This is a genomic window from Gillisia xinjiangensis (genome assembly GCF_046298265.1).
In the GTDB taxonomy this organism is placed as follows: Bacteria; Bacteroidota; Bacteroidia; order Flavobacteriales; family Flavobacteriaceae; genus Gillisia; species Gillisia xinjiangensis.
Window position 1 is genome coordinate 219,856 of the sequence record NZ_JBKAHK010000003.1, and the last position, 22,441, is coordinate 242,296.

Annotated in this window: 24 protein-coding genes; 12 read left to right on the forward strand and 12 right to left on the reverse strand. The window is 38.0% G+C overall.

What is annotated here, in order from left to right; translation table 11 throughout:
• Positions 1 to 93: 93 nt before the first annotated feature.
• From ACKGJN_RS06055 to ACKGJN_RS06065, 3 genes are all read left to right on the forward strand, one after another.
• Complete coding sequence (locus ACKGJN_RS06055; RefSeq protein ID WP_409538558.1) at positions 94 to 486, forward strand: hypothetical protein; 393 nt, start codon at positions 94 to 96, stop codon at positions 484 to 486.
• Complete coding sequence (locus ACKGJN_RS06060; protein WP_409538559.1) at positions 483 to 680, forward strand: helix-turn-helix transcriptional regulator; 198 nt, start codon at positions 483 to 485, stop codon at positions 678 to 680. Before ACKGJN_RS06055 ends, ACKGJN_RS06060 begins: the two co-directional genes overlap by 4 nt.
• Before the next feature lie 333 nt (positions 681 to 1,013).
• Positions 1,014 to 1,577 carry a Tll0287-like domain-containing protein gene (locus ACKGJN_RS06065; protein WP_409538560.1) on the forward strand — a complete coding sequence of 188 codons (564 nt, stop codon included), beginning with the start codon at positions 1,014 to 1,016 and terminating at the stop codon, positions 1,575 to 1,577.
• Between the two features lie 102 nt (positions 1,578 to 1,679).
• Here ACKGJN_RS06065 and ACKGJN_RS06070 read toward each other — a convergent pair whose 3' ends face one another.
• The 5 genes from ACKGJN_RS06070 to ACKGJN_RS06090 form a co-directional block, all read right to left on the reverse strand.
• Positions 1,680 to 2,090 carry a DUF2452 domain-containing protein gene (locus ACKGJN_RS06070; protein WP_409538561.1) on the reverse strand — a complete coding sequence of 137 codons (411 nt, stop codon included), beginning with the start codon at positions 2,088 to 2,090 and terminating at the stop codon, positions 1,680 to 1,682.
• A 15-nt stretch (positions 2,091 to 2,105) separates the two neighbouring features.
• On the reverse strand, positions 2,106 to 2,270 hold the full coding sequence (locus tag ACKGJN_RS06075; protein ID WP_409538562.1) for a Lacal_2735 family protein: 165 nt from the start codon (positions 2,268 to 2,270) through the stop codon (positions 2,106 to 2,108).
• A gap of 195 nt (positions 2,271 to 2,465) precedes the next feature.
• Positions 2,466 to 2,873, reverse strand: a complete 408-nt coding sequence (locus tag ACKGJN_RS06080; protein ID WP_409538563.1) for a hypothetical protein — start codon at positions 2,871 to 2,873, stop codon at positions 2,466 to 2,468.
• Between the two features lie 51 nt (positions 2,874 to 2,924).
• Entirely contained in the window at positions 2,925 to 3,800 is an 876-nt protein-coding gene (locus tag ACKGJN_RS06085) for a DUF808 domain-containing protein (RefSeq protein WP_409538564.1), read from the reverse strand.
• Between the two features lie 245 nt (positions 3,801 to 4,045).
• Positions 4,046 to 4,981, reverse strand: a complete 936-nt coding sequence (locus ACKGJN_RS06090) for an endonuclease/exonuclease/phosphatase family protein (RefSeq protein ID WP_409538565.1) — start codon at positions 4,979 to 4,981, stop codon at positions 4,046 to 4,048.
• A 258-nt stretch (positions 4,982 to 5,239) separates the two neighbouring features.
• Between ACKGJN_RS06090 and ACKGJN_RS06095 the strand changes: the two genes are divergently transcribed.
• The 5 genes from ACKGJN_RS06095 (at position 5,240) to ACKGJN_RS06115 (ending at position 12,192) form a co-directional block, all read left to right on the forward strand.
• Complete coding sequence (locus ACKGJN_RS06095) at positions 5,240 to 6,496, forward strand: aryl-sulfate sulfotransferase (protein WP_409538566.1); 1,257 nt, start codon at positions 5,240 to 5,242, stop codon at positions 6,494 to 6,496.
• Between the two features lie 428 nt (positions 6,497 to 6,924).
• On the forward strand, positions 6,925 to 7,389 hold the full coding sequence (locus ACKGJN_RS06100; protein ID WP_409538567.1) for an FKBP-type peptidyl-prolyl cis-trans isomerase: 465 nt from the start codon (positions 6,925 to 6,927) through the stop codon (positions 7,387 to 7,389).
• Positions 7,390 to 8,168: 779 nt separating this feature from the next.
• Entirely contained in the window at positions 8,169 to 9,167 is a 999-nt protein-coding gene (locus tag ACKGJN_RS06105; protein ID WP_409538568.1) for a 2-hydroxyacid dehydrogenase, read from the forward strand.
• Positions 9,168 to 9,178: 11 nt separating this feature from the next.
• Entirely contained in the window at positions 9,179 to 10,630 is a 1,452-nt protein-coding gene (locus tag ACKGJN_RS06110) for an L-lactate permease (RefSeq protein ID WP_409538569.1), read from the forward strand.
• Positions 10,631 to 11,418: 788 nt separating this feature from the next.
• Positions 11,419 to 12,192, forward strand: a complete 774-nt coding sequence (locus ACKGJN_RS06115) for an endonuclease/exonuclease/phosphatase family protein (RefSeq protein ID WP_409538570.1) — start codon at positions 11,419 to 11,421, stop codon at positions 12,190 to 12,192.
• A 5-nt stretch (positions 12,193 to 12,197) separates the two neighbouring features.
• Here the strand turns inward: ACKGJN_RS06115 and ACKGJN_RS06120 are convergent, their stop codons facing one another.
• The 4 genes from ACKGJN_RS06120 to ACKGJN_RS06135 form a co-directional block, all read right to left on the reverse strand.
• Complete coding sequence (locus tag ACKGJN_RS06120) at positions 12,198 to 12,404, reverse strand: hypothetical protein (RefSeq protein ID WP_409538571.1); 207 nt, start codon at positions 12,402 to 12,404, stop codon at positions 12,198 to 12,200.
• A 296-nt stretch (positions 12,405 to 12,700) separates the two neighbouring features.
• Positions 12,701 to 13,297, reverse strand: a complete 597-nt coding sequence (locus tag ACKGJN_RS06125; protein WP_409538572.1) for a thioredoxin family protein — start codon at positions 13,295 to 13,297, stop codon at positions 12,701 to 12,703.
• Positions 13,294 to 13,731, reverse strand: a complete 438-nt coding sequence (locus tag ACKGJN_RS06130) for a c-type cytochrome (RefSeq protein WP_409538573.1) — start codon at positions 13,729 to 13,731, stop codon at positions 13,294 to 13,296. The genes ACKGJN_RS06125 and ACKGJN_RS06130 overlap by 4 nt, the downstream gene beginning before the upstream one ends.
• A 239-nt stretch (positions 13,732 to 13,970) precedes the next feature.
• Positions 13,971 to 14,198, reverse strand: coding sequence for a hypothetical protein (locus ACKGJN_RS06135; protein WP_409538574.1), 228 nt, complete (start codon positions 14,196 to 14,198; stop codon positions 13,971 to 13,973).
• Positions 14,199 to 15,142: 944 nt separating this feature from the next.
• Between ACKGJN_RS06135 and ACKGJN_RS06140 the strand changes: the two genes are divergently transcribed.
• From ACKGJN_RS06140 to ACKGJN_RS06155, 4 genes are all read left to right on the forward strand, one after another.
• Positions 15,143 to 15,721: a Crp/Fnr family transcriptional regulator gene (locus tag ACKGJN_RS06140; protein ID WP_409538575.1), complete on the forward strand. Its 579-nt coding sequence runs from the start codon at positions 15,143 to 15,145 to the stop codon at positions 15,719 to 15,721.
• Positions 15,722 to 15,798: 77 nt separating this feature from the next.
• The gene (locus ACKGJN_RS06145; protein WP_409538576.1) at positions 15,799 to 17,169 is read left to right on the forward strand and encodes a TolC family protein; all 1,371 of its coding nucleotides are present in this window, start codon (positions 15,799 to 15,801) and stop codon (positions 17,167 to 17,169) included.
• A gap of 121 nt (positions 17,170 to 17,290) precedes the next feature.
• Positions 17,291 to 18,250 carry an HlyD family secretion protein gene (locus ACKGJN_RS06150; protein ID WP_409538577.1) on the forward strand — a complete coding sequence of 320 codons (960 nt, stop codon included), beginning with the start codon at positions 17,291 to 17,293 and terminating at the stop codon, positions 18,248 to 18,250.
• A 4-nt stretch (positions 18,251 to 18,254) separates the two neighbouring features.
• Positions 18,255 to 19,499, forward strand: a complete 1,245-nt coding sequence (locus tag ACKGJN_RS06155; protein WP_409538578.1) for an ABC transporter permease — start codon at positions 18,255 to 18,257, stop codon at positions 19,497 to 19,499.
• Here ACKGJN_RS06155 and ACKGJN_RS06160 read toward each other — a convergent pair.
• The 3 genes from ACKGJN_RS06160 to ACKGJN_RS06170 all read right to left on the reverse strand — a co-directional run bounded on the left by ACKGJN_RS06160 (position 19,482) and on the right by ACKGJN_RS06170 (position 22,200).
• Positions 19,482 to 20,885, reverse strand: coding sequence for an amidohydrolase family protein (locus ACKGJN_RS06160; protein ID WP_409538580.1), 1,404 nt, complete (start codon positions 20,883 to 20,885; stop codon positions 19,482 to 19,484). The genes ACKGJN_RS06155 and ACKGJN_RS06160 overlap by 18 nt on opposite strands.
• A gap of 51 nt (positions 20,886 to 20,936) precedes the next feature.
• The gene (locus ACKGJN_RS06165; RefSeq protein WP_409538581.1) at positions 20,937 to 21,251 is read right to left on the reverse strand and encodes an antibiotic biosynthesis monooxygenase; all 315 of its coding nucleotides are present in this window, start codon (positions 21,249 to 21,251) and stop codon (positions 20,937 to 20,939) included.
• 721 nt (positions 21,252 to 21,972) lie between these two features.
• Complete coding sequence (locus tag ACKGJN_RS06170; RefSeq protein WP_409538582.1) at positions 21,973 to 22,200, reverse strand: hypothetical protein; 228 nt, start codon at positions 22,198 to 22,200, stop codon at positions 21,973 to 21,975.
• Positions 22,201 to 22,441: the final 241 nt, after the last annotated feature.

The window sequence follows — 22,441 nt, forward strand, 5'->3', positions numbered from 1 at the left end:
AATTATTTTTTGTAAATAAGACTTGACATTTCATTTATTTTATTATTTTTGTAAAGTAAACATTACATAAAGTCAACTATTAATTACATTAAGATGAAAAAAGAACGAAAAAAAAATCTTTATCAACTTGCCGCATGGACCTGGAGTTGGTTGGCTACATTGGCAATAGCTTCCTTCGGGCCCAAGTATATTTGGGATGATCACACTGTTTTAACGGTTTTGGCAGTTTCGGTAAATTTTGCCAATGGTATTTTAATGATTATAGCAAACAGGAACTTCTTCAATAATTTGGACGAGCTGGAACGCAAAATTCATTTAGAGTCTTTGGCTTTAACTTTAGGATTGGCTGTTGTTGTTGGGTTGTCTTATTCTTTGCTTGATGCTACCAACCTAATTGGTTATGATGCAGAAATAAGCAACTTGGTTTTATTCATTGGGGTAACCTATTTATTTTGTGTTGCTGTAAATACAAGGAGATATTCATGAAAAACAAGTTAAAAGTGCTAAGGGCTGAATATAGCTATACCCAGGAAGATCTGGCTGAAATTATTGGAGTTTCCCGTCAAACGATCAATGCCATTGAAAAGGAAAAATTTGATCCCGGCTTGCCAACTGCCTTCAGAATTTCAAAAGCCTTTAAGTTGCCCATAGAAGCCATTTTCTTTTTTGAGGAAAATTAATAGAGGTTTCGCCAGGTTCCTATTTACCAATAGAGCAGAAAATAGCTGGATTTTCAAGATTATACAAATTCATTTCGTTACGCGGGAATTCCACCGTCAAAATCACAAAACAATATGATTCAAAATAGCCAGGAAACTCAGAATTTTATTTTGAACCGGGGAAACATAAGGACAACTTGATTTTTTGTAAAAATCAAGTTGATTAAAATGAATAAATAATTTAACCCCGGATAACGCAAATAAAAATACGCAGAGAAGACAAAAAAGATGAACTACAGCAACCTCTGTGAAAATTTAAATGTAAATTTAATCAGTAAAAAAAACTGAAATTACATGAAAAATTTATTGCTTGTACTGGTCTTTTTGGGGATGCTTTCTTGTGACAATAAGCTTACGGAAAAAGAAAAGCAGGAATATACCAATAAAGGAAATGAAATTTCACAAGCCACTTTTAAAGCATTAGGCGAAAAATTAACGGAGCAAATGAAATTGGGTGGCCCCGACCAGGCAATACCTTTTTGTAATGTTGCGGCCATACCTATTACCCAGCAATTATCCGAAGAGTTCGATGTAATCATAAAACGCACTTCAGATAAATTAAGAAATCCGGAAAATAAACCTTCTGAAAGGGAACTTGAAATTATAAATATGTACCATAAATTAATTTCAGAGGAGCGGGAAATGACGCCAATTGTAGAGGTAGACAAGAATAATAACAAACATTATTATGCACCAATTATGTTAAAAGTAAACTGTTTGGCCTGCCACGGAAAAGTTGAAGAATTTGTATCATTGAAAACGGATTCCATTATCAAATCCCTTTATCCCAATGACAAGGCTATTGGATATAGCGAAGGAGATTTGAGGGGAATTTGGAGTATCGAATTTAAAAAATAATCAATATATAAAAAATTTTATTTTGATTTCAAATGGGGTGCGGTGTTTTCCCAAGCCCTTTCTGTTTTCGGTTCTATTGTCTTTCTGTTAAATCTCTTTCAATTATACTTCACTTACTTTTCCCCAGGTTTGATCAACATTCAGGTAAAAGCTACCTAGGTGTTTAAAATCACATTGGTTGGGCGCAATAAGTGAAAGAAAACTGTTACCCTTTTCTCTTTGATAAAGATGATAGATTTCGCCAATAACAGGTTCAAAACTAAATTCTGAATTAAAAATAAGTGTATTGTACTCAAATTCCTCCATCATCTTATCATATTCGGCTTTCAGCTCTACATACCTGGTATTTATTTTATGATTAACTTTATTGATGCTCCTGTTTTTCCAGGTAGTTGTATCTATTGTGGTAATTACAGGTGCTCCAACGGAGGTTGCATACGGCTTTAATGCCGCATCATAACGCTTATCCTCAGTATTGAAAACCACGTTATCAGGTTTTTTTTCTTCAGTCATTATTGCCTAATTGGTTCATTTCAACTTTTCGAGTTGCCTCATAACTTCTTCGGCTTCAAAAGCTTTTTGATCGCTCATTTTTCGATTGGTTATAGATAGATCGAAGGATTTTTTCTGCAGGTTTTGATATTTCTCCTGTAACTTTTCTTTTTCTGTTTTCTTTTTAAATAATCCAAACATAACCTTTCTATTTTTCCAAAGATACAAAATGTTTAACTTATTCTATTAATTGTTGAACAAAATATTTTCAAGGACTGGAAAACAATATTTGTTTTTATTGGTTTAATCAATTACCCCAGGCTCCATTTAAGCTGGATAATAAAAAATGAGTGCATAATATGAAGTATAGATGGCTTTTAAATAGCAGAAGGTTTTTCAGGTTGTTTTAATTCCGATATTTCTAAATAATTCTTTCATTTCTGAAATATCAGTTTCCTTTTTCAATTCCATAAGGTCTCTATACTTTCCATTTTTCAGTTGGAGGCTAAACCTTTTTCGCCCAAAAACATTTTTTTCAGTCAGGGAGGTAATTTCGGATAACTTCATCTTTTCAGAAGTTGATTTTTTCAGAAATGTGTAAATCAGTATTACCAAAGAAGCCAATCCAACAATAATCCAAATAAAACCCATCCATTCCAATTGTATTTTTTCCAGCACAAAAACAGGAAAAAGTACAGCGTTCATGATTGTGAAAATCAACGAGATTTTTAATAGCTGGTACTGCCATTTTAATCCGTCTTTTATTTCAATCGATTTTTCCTTTTCGTTGAATGTTATTTTCATTTTCGGAATATTATCACTTCAGTAGGATCCCATTTTTGATGGCAATCAAAATTAGCTTCTCAACTTTTTCCAAATCCACATAATCAGTTTAATAATCATTACAACAATAATCCCAACTACAAGGCCTGTTATAAATTCTACCAGAATGCCGGGAATATTTTCAAATAAACCGTGCATGAAGTCGATGTTATGTACAAAAATTCCTCCCGAAACCAAAAGCAAGGCTATGGTCCCAATAACCGACAGGCTTTTAATGACTTTAGGCAGCGCATTGACCAGGAACCTGCCAATTTTATCGGAAATACTGTTTTCTTCCTGATTATAATCTATCAGCTTTGCACCAAATTCATCCATCCTCACAATTAGCGCAACTATTCCATACACTCCAACCGTTGCTATCAGGGCAATAATGGTTACCACAAGAATTTTGTTGAGCAATGTTTCGCTTTCTACTGTACCCAGCGCTATAATAACAATTTCTACGGAAAGTATAAAGTCTGTGAGAATTGCCGATTTTATTTTTCCCTTTTCCCTTGCTAAGACCTCTTCTTCGGAGAGTTTTTCAAGTTTAGGAGTTTCTCCTTTGTGGGAATGAGGAAATAAAAATTCATAAATTTTTTCGGCGCCCTCGTAGGCCAGGTAAAGACCACCAAGTATTAATATAACGGTAACGGCTGATGGGAAGAAAGCGCTCAGCAAAAAAGCCAGGGGAAGAATAATCAGTTTATTTAAAAAGGAGCCTTTAGTAATTGCCCAAAGCACCGGCAATTCCCGGGAAGACATAAATCCGGATGCCTTCTCTGCATTTACGGCCAGATCGTCTCCCAAAATCCCTGCTGTTTTCTTTCCGGCGACTTTTGTCAGCACCGCCACATCATCCATTAAAGCTGCAATATCGTCGAGAAGCACAAAAATTCCTGAGGCCATAGATGATCTTATATTTTGGGCAGCAAGATAAGTATATTTAATCCCTCATTGAGGGTTTAATTCTCCGTCCCGATATCCTTATCGGGATGCCTCTTATTTTTGAAGGTATTTTCCTCCCTATAATTCGGGACATACTTTGTGTTCTTGCCACGAAATTTTTCATTAAATTGAAATTAATACATCCCCTGAATAATCATTCCTATCACCTAATGAAAAGCCAGAGTAACTTTTCCCGAAAAAGGCTTCTATAACCCAACTTCTAAAAATACAGGCAAATGATCAGATCCTATACTTTTTTCTGTAGTTCTTTTAATAACTTGCATTTCTCCCTTCAGCAAAAAATGATCGAGCGTAGTTCTAAAAATATGATAATCTGCTGGCCAGGTGGAGGCTATTCCAAAACCCTTCCGGGAATCTTTAAAATTTCCATTCTCCAGCAATTTCTGAAAATGTTTTGAATAGGAGGAAGTATTGAGGTCTCCAACCAATATAAAATTTTCATTTTGCCATTTGCTTAACTTAACAATTTCTTCCAGCTGATCGTTTCTGAAATCAAACATATCCTGACTCACCGGCGGAACAGGATGTGTTGAAAAAATAAAAACCGGCTGGCCGTTAAATTCAAGTTCACTAAGAATGGAAGGAGGAAAATTTTTTCCGAAGTCCGTAACCGAAGAATTCATTGGTATTTTACTAAGGATTCCAATTCCAAAATTATCTTTTTGTGGATACATCTGGCAAAAAGCAAACATTGAGCCTAATTCCTGTAGTTGTTTTTCCCACTGCGGACTCAACTCCAGAACCACTAAAACATCGGGATCCTTTTCCCGGATTAGTTCCAGTGCTTCCGTATAATTTGTGTTGGAAGCCAGAAGGTTTATCGATAAAACAGAAAGTGATTTCCCGGAGGTTTCAGTTAAATTGGAATCCTGAAGGTACAGCGGAAATATAAAACTGCTGTTCCAAACCAGAAGGAGAAAAACAAGGACGATGGGAAACATCCTCTTTTTAATCAAAAATAAGGAAGCTGGCAGGAGAATGATGAGCAACAGAATTACATATTGAAGTTTAAAATGTGAGAATATGTCCGCTAACCAGTAATTAGGAAACAAGTGCGGAATAATAGCTGCGAAGGCAAGTCCACCTAAGATAATTTGAAAAAGAAATTTTAATAGTTTCATCAGAAATAAAATCATGGAAAATCAAGCCTCAATTTAGAAGATTTCTTTTAAACCCAGGGGATTCTATATTCAGTTTATAAAAAAAAGCTTGGCTGGAAATAAAAATCCTGTCATTTTCAATTTAGGACTATAAATTCTGGAAGTGTTTGTTTATCTATTTTCTTTCTCCCAAACTCCTTTCGGTCTATTAGATACTCGATTAAATATCTCAAAATTAACTTTAATTTGTAAATTACCGAAAATACATAATTTGATATAATGACAAAAAAACTACTCATCACCACCTCATTATTACTACTTATATTTTCCGGATGTTCCAAAGATAATTTAATTGAAAACCCTACGAATGGTTCAGAGAATCCTGATATGGGCAGTGGTGAAATAAAAGACCATTTTTTTCTAATCAACGACGCCGGGAGTAACAGAGTCTATTTAATGAATAAGAAAGAAGAAAATATTTTTGAATGGCAGTTGGAAGCAGGTATTGGAAATGATTGTGTCCTAATGGATAATGGACAACTACTGGCTATACTTCAGGCAGATGATCCGTCTATAGAATTTGGTGGATATGGAGGGAAACTTCAAATTATAAATAGTGATTTTTCAATTGAATGGGAATACATTATATCAGATGAAAACAAAATGGCCCACCACGATATTGAAATGTTGCCCAACGGAAATATTCTTGCCATAGTTTGGGACAGAAAATCTGCTGAAGAGGCAAAAGAAGTAGGCTTTAAAGAGAATTATGCTGTATATCCTGAAACAATTCTCGAAATAAATCCCGGGACAAACCAGGTAGTTTGGGAATGGAATTCATGGGATCATCTCATTCAGGATTATGACAGCAGCAAGAGAAATTTTGGAGATGTATCTTCCAATCCGTCCAAAATTAATATTAATTACAGCCTGGTATCCAATGGAGATATCATGCATGCAAACGGTCTTGATTATGACCCGGAGAATGATCTTATTTATTTGAGCGTAAACTTTTTCAGTGAAATTTGGGTTATAGACCACAGTACTACCACTGAGACGGCAAAAACAGATTCAGGAGGCAGGTTTAATAAGGGTGGAGATCTGATTTATAGGTTCGGAAATCCGGAAGCCTACCAAAATGAGAAAGGGGAAAGATTATTTCACAATAATCATTACCCCAACCTGATTTCAGAAAATGGAAAGAATAAAATGCTTGTTTTCATGAATGGTAATAATATTGAACAATCCTCTGTTTACGAATTTGATCTGAATCTTATTCCGGAATTAAAAGAAAATGTGGATAATGAACCCCCACTTTTATGGGAATTTACAGATTCAAAACTTTTTTCTTCAAAGGTTTCAGGAGCGGAACTCCTTTCTAATGGCAACATTTTAATTACAATTGGAACTTCAGGTATTTGGGAAGTAAACAGAGAAGGAGAAGTTTTATGGAAATTTGAAGGAGATGGTTTTTACTGGAGAACTTATCCGTATCATAAGGATTCTGATGCAATATTTAATTTGAACCTCGAGTAATAACCAAATATTTAAAATTTCCCCTTATAATTATTAGGGAACATTACCTCACTGAGGTTGGCCGCGATTTCCGAAGCTTTATGATTCTGCAGTTTCCGATCGAAGGGGAACAGCATAGTAAATCAAAAACCTCGGCGCAAGTCCACGAGGTATGTCCCAATAATTATCCGGAGGAAAATACTTTTAAAATTCGAGGCAAGCCCGCCTGAATACTTCGGGCAGGCCTCGGGGGAGTAAACCCTTAATAAGGGATAAAATGATGGTCAAAGAAACTGTTTTGAATGCTGTTTTCCAAAAAATTAATATGAATTTTGGGAGGTGAAGTCAGGAGACTTTAAGATGTTCATTAGATATAGAAACAAGGAAGAGAAAAAACAAATAGCAGCCTTTACGGAAATGAAAAGTTAAGTATATTTGCGAAAAAAAGTATGAAATCCAATCTCCTTGCATTACTCTTCCTTTTCTTTATTTCCTGTAGTGATGATGATCAACCGGTAGACTATGTAAGTCTTAACGATGAAGAAATTCAGGATTATTTGGCAGAGAATAATCTTCAGGCAGAGAAAAGTGCTTCAGGATTGTATTATATCATTGATAGTGAAGGTGCAGGAGCGCAACCAACATCAGCAGATCAGGTTCGTGTAGCGTATAAAGGATATTTCACCAATGGCAACGTCTTCGATCAAAGTCCTTCTGAAGGCATTTCTTTTAATTTACAGGATGTAATAAGGGGTTGGACAGAGGGAATTACTTATTTTAAAGAAGGTGGAAGTGGTATGCTTCTCGTACCCTCTCACCTTGGTTATGGTTCTCAGGATTACAGGGGCATACCAGGAGGCTCTGTTTTGATTTTTGAGATTAATCTTATTGAAGTAAATGGAGGTGCCAATTAATTTGGTGCTTTTTAATTTGGAGAACCTGTAGGGTGTCAGCGACAAATAATACTACTGCTGTTCCAGGTTTGACTTCGTCTAATCTTCGATTTCTTGCCTTTGAGATACCGCGCAGGTTTTGAATACCTAAACTCCCCAACATCTCATAAATTGAAACGAATCGTGATAAATCCGGTATCTAACAGCCGGTTCTATTTTATTACAATACCTCCCATGAAGTCCTACAATAAAAATGTTCAGCACTTATGGGTTCAACTAAGCTTCCAATAAATGAATTCAGTTTAAAGAATGCTCTACCGTTTTTAATGAATTTCCCGGGGTTTCTAGGTTAAAAGCATCTTGATTCCATCAATTCCCCATTCTAACTAGTAAGAAAGATTACTCCAACTCTAAGGTGGAAAATTCACAATCCTATATTTAAATTAAGGATGCGAGTTTTCAGAAATCCAAATCTGCCTGAAAAAGCAGCTGAAATTTACCTTTTGGAATCATCGCCTAAGACCACAAAAAGAATCTAAAATACCTGCACCAATAAAATCTGATTATCAAATAATAGGTAGTGATTAATCCAAAGGAAAGCATTGGTGAACCTTAAACCAACTAAAAAGAAGCATTGAATTTTCCCTATGCTGCGATACAGGTGGTTCAATGCCGTGAGGCTACCTTGGGGGAGCACCTGGTATTTATACCATTTTTTATTTTCTTAAGAAGATATTGATATCCTGCATAAGAAAACCGATATTTACTAACCTGTTTTCCATTTTTAACCATATTTTGCCATGATGAAAATTCTTTTTTTTAGTGCGAAGACCTATGATCAGCAGTTTTTTACCTCCGCCAATGAGGCATTTGGGTTTGAGCTTAAGTTCATGGAAGTACCGCTGAATAAAAGCACAGCGGTATTAGCGAAAGAGCATGAGGTAGTATGCGTATTTGTGAATGATATTGTGAATGCAGAAGTACTGCAGGAGCTCTCCGCACAAGGCGTACGCCTGATTGCCCTGCGGTGTGCAGGCTACAACAATGTAGATTTAAAAGCCGCTGAAGCTTTAGGCATAAAAGTAGTGAGAGTGCCCGCTTATTCGCCTAACTCTGTAGCCGAACATACCATTGCCCTCATACTTACGCTTAACCGCAAAACCCACCGCGCCTACAACAGGGTGAAGGAGGGAAACTTTGCCTTACAGGGTTTAATGGGGTTTGACCTGCATGGAAAAACAGCCGGGCTTGTTGGGCTGGGGAAGATTGGTCTGGCAACAGCCAGGATACTGAAAGGTTTTGGCTGCAGGGTGTTAGGCTACGATATAGCCAGGCCAGCCGAAGCAGAAAGTATTGGAATCGAGTTTACTGATCTTGATTTCTTGTATAAGCATTCCGATATTATTTCACTGCATTGCCCCTTGACCCCTGATACCTACCACCTCATAAGAAAGGAATCCATTCGGAAAATGAAAAATGGTGTAATGCTCATCAACACCAGTCGGGGGGCTCTCATCGATAGTAAAGCCGTCATAAAAGGTCTGAAACAGGAGCAGATAAGTTATCTGGGGCTGGATGTATATGAGGAAGAAGCAGATCTTTTCTTTGAAGACCTTTCCAGCAAGGTAATCCAGGATGATGTTTTTATGCGCCTTCTTTCTTTTAACAATGTCCTCATTACGGGACATCAGGCCTTTTTTACCAGCAATGCGCTGGAAAAAATTGCCGGTATAACCCTGGAGAATATCCGCGAATTTGGGAAAGGCATTCCTTTACAGAATGAGGTGAACATTAGCTGAATTTTCTCTCTATGGTTTATTTCCTCTCGCTTTTACCCATTTTTATCCTTATAATCCTTTCTTTAACCAAAGGAGTTAAGCAGGCCGTTATAGTAGGGTTTGCCGTTACCAGTATCCTGTTCTTTTACTGGGAAGCTTCCTTTAGTCATTTCCTGGGAAGCATGGGTGTAGCCTTTCTCACTACGGTGAATATTTTGATGATTGTGTTTGGTGCCCTTTTTTTATACAATATCATGCAGGGTGCAGGCCTAATTTCACAAATAAGCCACTCCTTAGATAACTTACACCCTTCAAAAGAAATAAGATTTTTTCTGCTGGCCATTTGTCTTACGGCATTTTTTGAAGGCGTAGCCGGTTTTGGCACCCCTGGAGCGATTGTTCCTCTGTTGCTAATCGCTATGGGTTTTAATGCCGTTTTGTCCGTATCTGTAGTATTGTTATTTGATGGATTGTTTGCGATTTTTGGCGCTGTTGGAACACCCATCCTCACAGGCTTGCAACTGCCCCTGGACCTATCACACGCCCAGGTACAACAAATTGGTTTTTCCGCTGCTGTTATTGGTGTAATTGTACAGTTTTTTATCTTATTTGCCATATTCAGGATGTTTGCTCAAATGCAAAACCCAGTACAACATAAAGGAAAAATTCTGATCCTTTTTACTTTTTTTGCGCTTCCCTTTTGCCTGTTTGCATGGTTGGTGCCAGATTTAGCCACTGTGCTGGCCTCACTTGTTATGCTTATTCTTTCCATATTTTATTTAAAAGGAGAGGAGGGAAAAATCAATTTACGCCCCTGGCTGCCTTATGGCATTCTGGCCATTTTACTCCTTCTGCCAAAATTATTCTATCCTTTAAACCGATGGATTGGCTGGGATGTAGCATTTATGGATATGTTCGGATCTGGCCTAAATGCAACCATCAAACCATTGCAGTCGCCTCTCCTCCCTTTTATTATTGTAGGGATTGGAGTGGCTTTATACAATAAGAGCAAGTCTTTTTATTTAGTTAAATCTTCTGTTAAGCTATGGCAGGTGTTTGTTGTTCTCTTTCCTTCAGTTGCAGTAGCACAATTGATGATCAATTCCGGCGTGCAACAGCCGTCTATGGTTAATAATATTGCTGACCTCCTAAGTAATCTGGGTAGCGGGTATACCCTGTTAAGCCCTTTATTAGGAATAATAGGCGCTTTTATTACAGGGAGTACCACAATATCTAATGTGGTTTTCGGGCCATCGCAGCTGGAAACAGCAAAACTTCTTAACCTGGATGCGAACATGATCCTGTCTTTGCAATTGAATGGTGCAGGAATTGGAAATGCCATTTGTCTGTTTAATATCATAGCAGCAGCTTCTGTTGCCAACCTTAAGAACTATAAAGAAGTACTTGCCCGCAACATAGCCCCGGCTATTCTGGCAGGGCTCATTGCCGGTTTTCTGGGCTGGTGTATCATTCAAATTCTATGAGCCCTATTCCCGGTTTCCACCTAATCTGTTTGCATTTCCACACTTCCAGCCTGCCACAAACTTAAGATATTCGCTATACCTGCGCGCCAGCACCTGAAAGAACAAATGGTTGAGATCATCATAATTCTGAATCTGTCCAAGATCGAAATATCCTGGGATTTACCACTCCGGAAGCCGGGCTGGTTGTTGATGATCCCGTGAGAAGAAAAATTCTCACTATTTTAATTTTTCTGAGCAACACAGGAATAAATTACCGTTATATCCACAGTAATCTTCAGTTTTACATCCATATAGGAATCAGGATTTTTCTCTATTAAAATTATTGTGCTTTTCTCAGGTTTGTTGCGCCTAATTGCACTGAGACACAGCAAATTTATTCACCTAAAACTTTTTTCTTTAATTGATGAAGTTTTGCGTCGCTATATTTTTCTTGATGTAAAAGCTTACTGCATCCGGAAGAGTATTTATTACGCAGTAACGAAAAAAATCAGGATCAAGAAGATTAACTATTTTATATTTAAAATTTATTCAGGAATGCTTAAATTCTGATAAAAATAATACCTATGCGGGCTCTGCGGAAATTCCTTTTTTATTTAGTTATTTTTTTTAGCTCGGCACTAATATTAATAACTTTATTATCCCTCCTATATAATCTCTCGTACTGGTATTCCAAGATTCTGGATTTCCCACGACTGCAGTACTTTTTGCTGGGGATATTATTTTTGTTATTCTTCTTTCTGTTAAATAAAAAGTGGAACCGAGCTTCCTTTTTCCTGCTTTTAGGTTTATTGGCAGTCATTGTTATACAAGGAAGTTTAATTTATCCTTATCTGTTTGGTGAAAAATCTGTTCCAGATTATAATGGAGAGGAAATAAGAACTGAAACGTCTTTTGACATTTTAATTGCTAATGTTTTAATCACCAACCGGAAATCTGCAGAGTTTATCAGGATAGTAAAACAGCGGGATCCTGACATCCTTCTCGCAATGGAGGTGGACGATTGGTGGATCAAGGAACTACAGGTTTTAAAGGAAAGCTATCCTTTCCAAATGGAATATCCCTTGAACAATGCCTATGGAATGTCACTGTATTCCAAATTTCCACTGGAAAATAAAGAAATAAAATTCTTAAAGCATAAAGACGTCCCTTCCTTTCATGCAAAAATTGTATTTCCTGATGCAAAGTCCTTCATTTTGCGTGCGGTTCACCCTGTTGCTCCAGTTCCCAGCAGCATATATCCCGACAATGTTGGTGAGGGAGAAGTTGCCTTGTTGAAAATTGGAGAATTAGTGGCCCGGGATTCACTAGCTTCTATAGTTGCAGGTGATTTTAATGATGTTTCCTGGTCCTACACTTCCAGGATGTTTGGTAAAAAGGGCGATTTGGAAAATGTGAGAATTGGCCGTGGCCTCTATAATACCTTTGATGCCACATCCTCAATATTACGGTGGCCTTTGGATCATTATTTTGTTACCCGGGAATTTGCTCTTGTAGAACTTGAGAGACTCCCAAAATTCGGCTCAGATCATTTCCCTCTTTACGCGAGGTTTGTACTTAAATAGAGAACCTACCAGGGTTGGATTAATTGCCGTGTTAAAACGACCGTATCAATCAATCCTGCAACGGGGAAGTAAAAACTTCCTTTATTTTTCATTAAGTAGGAAATACTTTCTACAATGCAATCCCCTTCCCTTAATTCTTCCTGCTGAAGATGTCTATCCAATCCACAGCGCGAAGTCAGGATAGTTTGCGCAGCAAAAAAGGTAGACCTCACGCAGCGGCTTATTATTCCGATTTCACAAATAGAAATACCACATTTATGAACCAACGGAGAAAGAGGAACTATCCAAATCTGGCAAGACCTTACTATTCCCCGATCTTCAGAGGGTCCCAAATTCTGGTGTATCCGAATTTGAGACCTTTACCAAATGTTTTACTTTTCTATATATCAAAACAATACCTCACAATTACCGTATCGAAATTTGTTTCATTATCTTATTTTAATTGAATCCTGACACCGTCATGGATCGTGCAGCTTAACGGTCGTGAGGTAAATCGACTCCATTCTTATTACGCCTTAACCTCTAAAGATTCCAAAATATCATTGACAACAGAAGCGCCTTTATCATTATTATACCATACCTGCAATATTTCTTTAAAAGCATCATCAATTATCCCGTGTTCAGCTTTATATTCTATAACCAACTTTGTCGCAGCTTTTGACCGTGGGCCAAATGTTTGAGAAACATTCATATTTTCATCAAGCATAATAACTATTGGAATCGACTGTGATCCATTGGTTAAAAATTGATTCATCAATTCGGGATTTTCATCGCGTAGCACAATTTTTAAATCAATATTTTCAGACATTTGGGCTATCTTATTTAGAAATGGAAGCGTTTGCGCAGCATCACCACACCAAGGCTCACTTATAACGAGCCAGGTTTGTTTCTCCAAAATATTTTTGAAAATTTCCATAGCTTCCTCAGAGACTTTAGCAGTTTTATCTAGCCTTTTCGTGCGACTGAAATTTAATTTAGTATAATCAATTTTCTCATGATTTTGTTCGCCAGTAGTTCTTTGTTCATCCATTAATTGTTTAAAGAGCAAGTTATACTGTGCGTAATCCATCGCTTTGTTAACCGATTTTTCTATCAATGTTTTCATATGTGTTTTTTAATGGTCATATGTAATTCACATATCTTCATCGGTGGTTGCATCGAAATTCCGTTATGCTCATTATATGTTTCATCTACTTGTTTCAGATATTCTACCAAAGCATTTTTTTCTATTTCCGAAAAATTAAACTGCGGCATACTCTTTACCACACTGTTCAAAAACGCTTTTATATAATTTGGAACTTTGTCCGGGTCAGAATAAACATTTGTTAGATCTGGACCTAAATAACCACCTAATCCATGCAATTGATGACAAGACCAGCATCGATTACTTTGGCATAGTTGCTGACCTTTAACTGCTTCTGAAGATAATTTTTCAACTGGGACGAAGCCATCAGCGTTATAAACAATGTAATTGTAAACACCAAAAATGGTAATCAAAAATACAATGGTTAAAATGTAGGGCTTTGAATTAGTAATCATTCTGTGATACTAGAATTGGCGTAAAAATATTTCAACAAAACCGATTCGAATATGACAATTATCAGATTTAAGACAATTCTATCCTATTTAATTCATCTTAATAGAATTTGGATCCGTATTTATTCAAATGTGATTTCTGCCATACCTCTTCTTCGCAACGAATATTTTTTGTATTTCGTGACAAATGTATTAAAGTTCGACTTTGTTCAACTATACCGTCAAATAGTTTAGAAAAAAAATTAGTATAAAGACCATACATTTTCATTAGATTTACCTTGTTCAGTCAGAATTTTACAAAATTTAAAACAAAATAAAGTCATGTTTAAAAAGTTCACAACAACTGATAAACTCTTGTTTATCTCAGCTTTTCTTTCGCTTATTTTCTCCGAAATATTATATTTCAATGGAGAAGCAAATGCAGCCATATTTATTGGTTTATGGGTGCCATCAATATTGGCTTTTGGCATTTATTTAAAAATTTTAAACAATCAAAAAAATGACTGAAATAATACCATATTTCGCAGGATTAATTACTCTTTTGTTTGGAGTGGGATTTTATTTAGCTCTTCAGGGGTTCAAAAAAATGAAATAAGAAATTTCGTTGGACAGCAGGGCAGCCGCTAATTGCTAAGCGTTCGTGCGGCCAAACAAGAACTCCTTGATCCTTCGGGGTTGACTGAACCGGTTCTTTGCCGGAATGCCTGTTATGCAGCAAATATTTGAAATCTAATTATTGCCACTTTTTAATATTAGGGGTAAATATTTAAAGTAAAAATTGGCAATTAAGAAAGGTCCTTTGAAGCCATATTGTATTTTAGAATCAAAGCTGTAGAATGGAAAGGAAGTGTTTTTATCTTCGACCTTATTTTGGATTAGAGTTTGGTTAATGGAAATTGGAAGCTTTAATATCTACCAAACCGCAAGATTTTTTTTCTAATATATTAATGTTTGGTCTCTCCGGATCAACAGAGATATTCTGCTTATAAAACCTTCAGTCCATTCTCCTTTAACTTTTCGCTCCCAAAAAAGGTGTTAATTATTGCGGGAAAAGCGCTTCATCGAAAAGGTCTTTTATCATTTCTTAAGGTGCAATGCAGAAGGATTTGAAATTTAATAATGATTTTGTGGCCACAAAAACACATTTCATGTTTAGCAAATCTCATAGATATCAGGCAATAGAAAGATTGCTTCAAGCCTCCAGGCTATTTATTAGATACCAACCCTCAGCACATTCCCATTTATCCCGACACTCCCAAAAGAGACGGTCCGTATTGCGGGGAAAGCGCTTTGTAAAAAAGGTCTCGAACAAAGGCAAAAAGGAGAAATAAAAAGTATTATGTCAACAATTTCTTGTCATCCTCTGTATGATTTAATTAACTTTATAGCCAATTTCCCCTTGTGAAACCTTCATATGAACCTTACCAATTACCTAAAAAATACTGTTCCCTTTCCTTCTGAAGAATTGGCGGATATCATTTCATATTTTAAAAGAGAATCTGTTCAAAAAAATGAGTCGCTTGTAAAGGAGGGACAGGTTTGTAATAAACTCTACTTCATAGAAAAAGGTGTTGGAAGAAGTTATTATCTCACGGAATCCGGAAAAGATGTCACACAGTGGTTTTTCATGGAAGGGCAATTTATGTCCAGCATTGAAAGTTTTTTTCAGCAAAACCCAAGTTTGTATTATTTGGAGATGTTGGAAGATGCTATACTGTACAGTATAACCCGGGATAACCTCGATCTATTGTTTGCCCGCTATCACAATATGGAAAAACTGGGGCGGCTTCTCTCTACCGAAATGCTCACCCGGGTGGTGAATAAATTAAGTGCCATACAGTTCCAAACAGCCCGGGAACGCCATGATTATATGCTATCTGAATTCCCCGATATAGCAAACAGGGTTGCACTTGGACACATTGCTTCCTACCTGGGGATGACCCAGGAAACCCTTAGCCGCATTCGAAAAGCGTCCCCCTCTAAAAAGTCCTGATTCCAATTATTTGACATAGGTCAAAAGAAATCGCCAGTTTAGTAAGGAAATTTGCACTGATTTAAAAATTAGTTGCAATGATATTAAACCCGCTTAAAATAAGTTTGCTGTGTATTTTGTTTGCAGGCCTGGCACCTCTCTCTTCGATGGCGCAGCAAATAGACCCTGCGCTGGAAATCCTTATTCAAAAGGGGCTGGAGAAAAGTCGCAGTATAAATATAAACCAGTTGAATGCAGAACAGGCACAGGTAGACCAGAAACTGGCAAAAGCTGTCTTTCTGCCAAAAATAACTTTAAACGGAAGCTATACCCGCCTGAATGATGATATTACTTTTGACGATAATACCCAAAACCTTTTAATGGCCACGCAAAAGCTTCTTATAAAAGAGGCGGCAGGTATTCCCTTTAATGCAGCCTTTCCAGGGAATATATCTTTGCAGGAGGTTGATAACCTTCAGGATAAGAACATCCTGAAATCTTCTGTAGATATAGATTGGGTTCTCTTCAGCGGATTTGAAGCTTCCAATGCACTTAAAGCCGCTAAACATAAGGAAGCATCTTTAAATTATGCGGGTATGGCTGAAAAAGACCGCATAGTTGTCAATATCATTGAAACTTATGATAAACTGGCTCTGGTAAATGCTTCAGAACAGGTTTTATCCGCCTCTGAAGATCACCTGCAAGACCAGGAATACTTCGTCAAAAAGGCCATAGAAAACGGACTGGCAACCTCAATTAGCCGGAAAAGAATAGAACTTGCCCAGCAGCAACTGGCAGCCAGGCAACTGGAATTCAGCCATAACAAAACCCTGCTTCTCGAGGTTCTGCACCAGCTTACCGGGGAAGATAAAGAAATTTTACAGTCTCTTGATCCTGGTCTTACTGCTTTGTCCTCCAATGAAATGACTCCTGAAAAGCGAAGTGAGGTCAAGGCTTTGGAAGAAGCAGAGAAAGCCACTACCTATAAAGCAAAAATGGAGAGAAACCATCGTATTCCAAAACTAGCCCTCAAGGGTCATTATGAATTCCTGGAAGATGACCTTTCACTTTTTGACCCGCAATGGTATGCAGCTGTAGGTATAAAATGGAATCTTTTTGACGGAGGTCAGTCCCGGTTAAAAAGCCTCAAATCTAAACTGGAAGCCGAAAAATACAGGGAACAGATCGGGGAAGCCGAAGAACTGATAGCGCTAAGCATCGTAAAAGCAGAACTCTCTTATGAAGCTTCCCTTCAGAATTCGCGTATTGCACAAAAAGAGATCGAACTGGCCGAAGCCACCTTTGAATTGGTGAACAAGCAGCATAAAAATGACCTGGCCTCCATCACCGAAGTACTGGATGCTCTTAAAGACCTGGAAATGGCAAATTTCCAGCTGCAGGAATCTTACTTCAGCCAGCGAAGAGCTGTCACAACCCTGCTCCACTCAAAAGGATTACTCAATTACTAATACACAATTTAAAAGAAATGAAACATCCATAATGGCAATTCGATACACAGGTGGATGTTTATTATGGATGTTACTCCCGATAGCTATCCGGGAGACAGATAAAAAACAAAATAAAACACGTATGAAAACAATAAAGATTGGAATCAGCCTTATTAACCTGTTGGTGTTGGCTTCCTGTAACAATGAAGAAGCGATCACTCCTTATAGGGGAAAAGTAAAATTTGAAACCATTTCTGTTAGCAGTAAACTGGCCGGACGCATCAATAAGTTATATGTAGCTGAGGGTGAGGATGTACAAAAAGGGGATACGCTGGCTTTTCTTGATATTCCCGAGATCAACGCAAAAATGATACAGGCAGATGGGGCGATGAAAGCCGCCCGGGGGCAACTCGACATGGCAAATGCAGGTGCAACTGCAGAACAGCTCCTTCAAATAGAAGGACAGCTGAATGCGGCAAAAGCAGAGTTGCAATTTGCCAGCGAATCTTATTCACGGCTGGATAATATGTTCAGGGATTCCCTGGTGACCCGCCAGAAACTGGATGAGGTAAATATGAAACTTCAAATGGCCCGGGCACAGGTTGCAGCCCTGGAAGCAAGACGCAGGGAAGCAGGAAAAAGTGCGAGATCAGAACAGTTGGACCAGGCGCAAGGACAGTTGGACCGCGCGCGTGGTGCAAAAGAAGAGATGCTTATTGCCTCGGATGAAATGTACCTTATCGCCCCTGCAAATATGACCATTGAAACCATAAGCCTTAGAGAAGGGGAATTGCTTGGTCCCGGCTATGCACTGTTCAATGGCTACAAGAAGAACAGTCTTTATTTCAGGTTCACCGTAAATGAATCAAGAATCTATGACTTCAAGCAAGGTGGTGAACTGGTGATTATAAACCCATATACCAAAGAGGAAATTACCGGAAAACTCACTTATATAAAGCAATTGCCGCAATATGCAGACATAACCAGTACAGCACCGCTTTACGATTTATCAGAATCCGTATATGAGCTTAAAGTAATTCCTACTTCCGACATCTCCGGGAGTACCTTTTATAACAATGCCTCAATATTATTAAAAGAGTAACCGGATGAAAGAATTTTTGAATTTATTAAGAACAGAATTTAAACGGATCTTTTCCAACAGTGTACTCTGCGCCATCTTTTTTGGTGCTCCGGTGCTGTATGGGATCTTGTTTGGCTATGTTTACCAGCAGGCTACGGTACTCAATTTACCAATTGTGATCGTAGATCAGGACAACAGCCCGTTAACAGATAGAATTATTGATGCTTTTGAGGACAATGAAGGGCTCCTCGTGATAGACCGCCGGTATAATCCCGGAAATATTCTGGAAGAAATGCCGGTAGCACAGTATGCAGCTGTGGTGACTTTCCCTTCTGGTTTTGAGGCTGATGTACTTCAAAAAAGGTATCCTGAAGTGAGAGTAGATTTAAACATGGCCAATATTCTTAATGCCAATACCGCCAGTAAAAACATACAACAGGTGTTGATGACCCTCAATGCAGGGATAGAAATCGAAGGTCTTAAGAAGCAGGGCTTACCGCCAGCCGCAGCCAAAGCCTCGTTTGAGAGTTTTAAGGTTAATTTCAATAAGCTTTACAATTCTACCGGAAACTACCTTAATTTTATGTTACCCGGTTTACTGGGAGCCATTATGCAACAGGTAATTTTTCTGGCTATGGCGCTTGTCTTTGCACGGGATTTCGAAGACGGTTATTTTAGGGAGCTGGTAAAAACAGGAAAATCTTCGGTATACCTAATCGCTTTAAAAGCTACTCCTTTTGTTTTGTTCTTACCGGTTATGTGGTTTATTGTAAGCCGGTTATTTGTATTTTTCAATGTACAGGCCGATATTTTTAATTTGCCAATGCTGGTTTTGGTGCTCCTTTTAAGCCTCGCTTCAATAGGGGTAGGTATGTTATTCTCGGTTGCAATTCCCAATCAGTTAAAAGCAACAGAACTGTTAATGGTGATCTCTACCCCAGCATTTGTGCTAAGCGGATTTACCTGGCCCAGTCTTGCCATCCCGGTTTTTATCAATGGGATAGCACAATCAATACCGGTTACTTCTTTCCTTTCAGCCTTCAGAAAGGTGGCCTATTATGGAGGTAATATTGCCGACATTCTTCCGGAAATAAAATTATTGTTGATTATCACGGCAATAACCTTTACTGCGATGGCATTGATACTTCAAATTAAAATTAACAAAACCCGGAGACGGTTAACGGCAAAAAAGCGATTCCCTTCATTCCACAAACCTGAAAAAATTCGGGAGCGAAACCGCTTCATTTTAAAATTACTTTTTTATTTCTGAAAGCATCCCATTAAGATCTTCTTTTCTGAAGACTTTATCACCAATTATTACAGCTTTAATCTTCCTGATATTTTCAATATTCTCAAGTGGATTGTTTTCCAGAAGTACAAGGTCACCCACTTTTCCCTCTGAAACTCCCCCATAGAACTCTTCCAGTCCGAAGAAAGAAGGTCCGAAGATAACTGAAGTGGTCAAGGCTTGTTGCGGACTCAATCCTGCTTGGACAAAGCTTTGAAGTTCATCATGAAGTGAACCACCGGGATATACGTAAGAATTAAACGCACCCGAATCTGATCCTGCCAATAATTTCACTCCGGTTTCATACATAGGGACCAGCATAGATGATGTTTGCTGTTCCATTTTTGCCCGGGAAGTACTTCCTGCGGCTCGTGCACGCTTTGCCGATTCAATTCTTCCCTGGTAACTTTGACGCACCCCGGGCCCCATATAAGCCAGTAAAGAATCCTGAGAATGATCCACATCCAGCATTTCCGCAAGTGTTTTCCCAATATGAACTGTTGGTGTAACATAAACATCTTTGGCAACCATTTTATCAAAAACCTGTTGTGCCAGTTCAGGATCATAGGTTTCAATAATCTGATCCATCATTCCGTAACCAAGGTTCAATTTTGTTAAACTATCTGCAACAGGAGAACCAGCTTTTAAAGCATAATACATATGCTCGGTACCATCAAGACCATAGTCAATGGCTTCAAGATAATTTGCAGAAAGAGGCATATGCCCTGTAGTTTTTAAACCTCTTTTATCAGCGGCCTTAATTATTTCGTAGAACATTTCTTTTGTAAGATTTCCATCGTACATCTTAACATAATCAACTCCCATGGCTTCAAGGGAATCCAGGGCTCTTTCAATATCTTCAGAATCGCTGATTTGAATTGAACCCGGCCAGGCAGGATCATCACCGTCTAATTTTGGTCCGGAACTAAAAATACGAGGTCCATCCAATGAACCGTTTGCTATTTGTTTACGCCATTCCAGTACACTTGGTGTAATATCCCCCCCTGCATCCCTTACAGTAGTAATTCCATGCGCCAGGAATAACGGAAGAAAATCTTTATTCTCATCTACAAGTGTATCTCCGCCCCGAAAATGGACGTGCATATCCCAAAGCCCAGGCATCAGGAACTTGTTTTCGGCATCCAAAATTTTATCAGCTTTATAATCGTCAGATTCTGTCATTTCGCCAACAAACCGAATGGTATCTCCAGAGATTCCCACCATTCGATCAGGAAGGATCTCTCCTGAGGCTACATCTACAATGGAAGCATTGAGGATCAGGAGGTCAAATTTTTCTTTTTCTTCATATTTACAGGAAATCAGTAATGTACCCAGGCAAAGGCTGAAGAGTATTCTTTTTATCATCATGTGTGGTATTTTTTAATTAAAATATATGAAGTTAAGAAGCTTTTATTTTTTTTAAGTAAGGTCGTGTCTCAGTTCATGATGAACAGCTTTTTGGTCAAATCTTGACAAAACCTTCCGGGCTTTTTCCGGTACATAGACCTCCTCGTAATTTTCGCCGACAAAAGATTTTACAGAGTCTATATTTTCAAACCAGATTAGGGTTGTGAATTCAACCTCAGCCTTTAAATCCCGCTTTAATAACTGTGCTCCCTTGTAACCTTTGATGATTTTGCCCTCAATTTCAGGAAAAATTTCCTCTCTGATAAGATTTTCGTATACATCTGCATTTTCCTTTGAAGTGTAGCCGTGCCAGATTCTTGCGATCATTTTGTTAATAGGATGAATTATTTTAATTATCTAAGGCTAAAATAATCTTTTTGCGGTAAGCATTTAATTTCATGTCTTTAATATCAATAAAAATGGTAAAAAAATAGCATCTCTGTAAGGAGATATTAAAAGAGATTCCAGATGGTTTTTTGACCACAAAAGAATTTCCGGCAAAACATATCTCCTGGAATTCAGGCAATAAAAAATTTCCAAGTTATTTTTTAGATCCAACCCCTCAGCACATTCCCCTCCATTCCATTGCTCTCCATTCCGGAAAAAGCGCTTCGTAAAAAAAAAGGTCTTGGACACAGACAAAAAAGTGAATCCCTTCGTTGCGCTAATCCGCATACCCGAAAAAACCGGGAGCGGAACCGCTTCACTACATAAAGCTCTTTTGTGCCTGAGTCCGCCAGATATGAACTCCTTTCATGCTTTTTATTAACCCAAACCAATTAGAACTTCTCCTGTTTACTGATTCAACTTCCGAGCCATTTTACCGTTTACCAATTTTTGAAAAAGCAAATCAAAAAATGGTAACAGGGAGGGTACTACAGGAAGTAAATCAAAACCCAGCAGAGCATTTTTCAGTTCAATCTATATCTCGTTTTTCATCCTGAAAATCAAAAATGGAAAAGGTTCCGGATATAAAAAGTAAATCTTCAAAAAGTTTCTGGAAAATGTTAAAATACAGATTGATGTTCTTTTGTGCTTTTTGCAATTTTCATTCCACCCAATCGGTCAGGTCCAAAAATGGTGTGAGCCCAATCCTTCCCATGAATCCTCCTTCAGGTTTCTGATATCGATATCCCACTACCCCGGTGAGATTAAAGATCCCATTGTTCCTGTTGTTTTCCTGTCCGAAAGTCGATTTGAAACGGGACCACCCAGACAATATGCCTGCACCAACCTCCAGCTTATTACTACTTCCTCCAAAGAGCATATTGCCCATAATCGGAAAAGTGACAATTGTACGTTCTCCCGCACCCCAACCATCATCTGTTGACCACGCCCCTAGGCCAATACGGCCATAGAAATTTGATGTGAGATTACGTTCTACCTTAAGGGAGTAAGCTCCTCCATTGCCAAGTAATTCCAGGTAAATGCTGGTCTATGCGTTATCCGTCTGAGAATTAGCAGTGAAGTAACACAGGAGAAAAAACGGCAATATGAATTTCAAATTATTCAAGGTT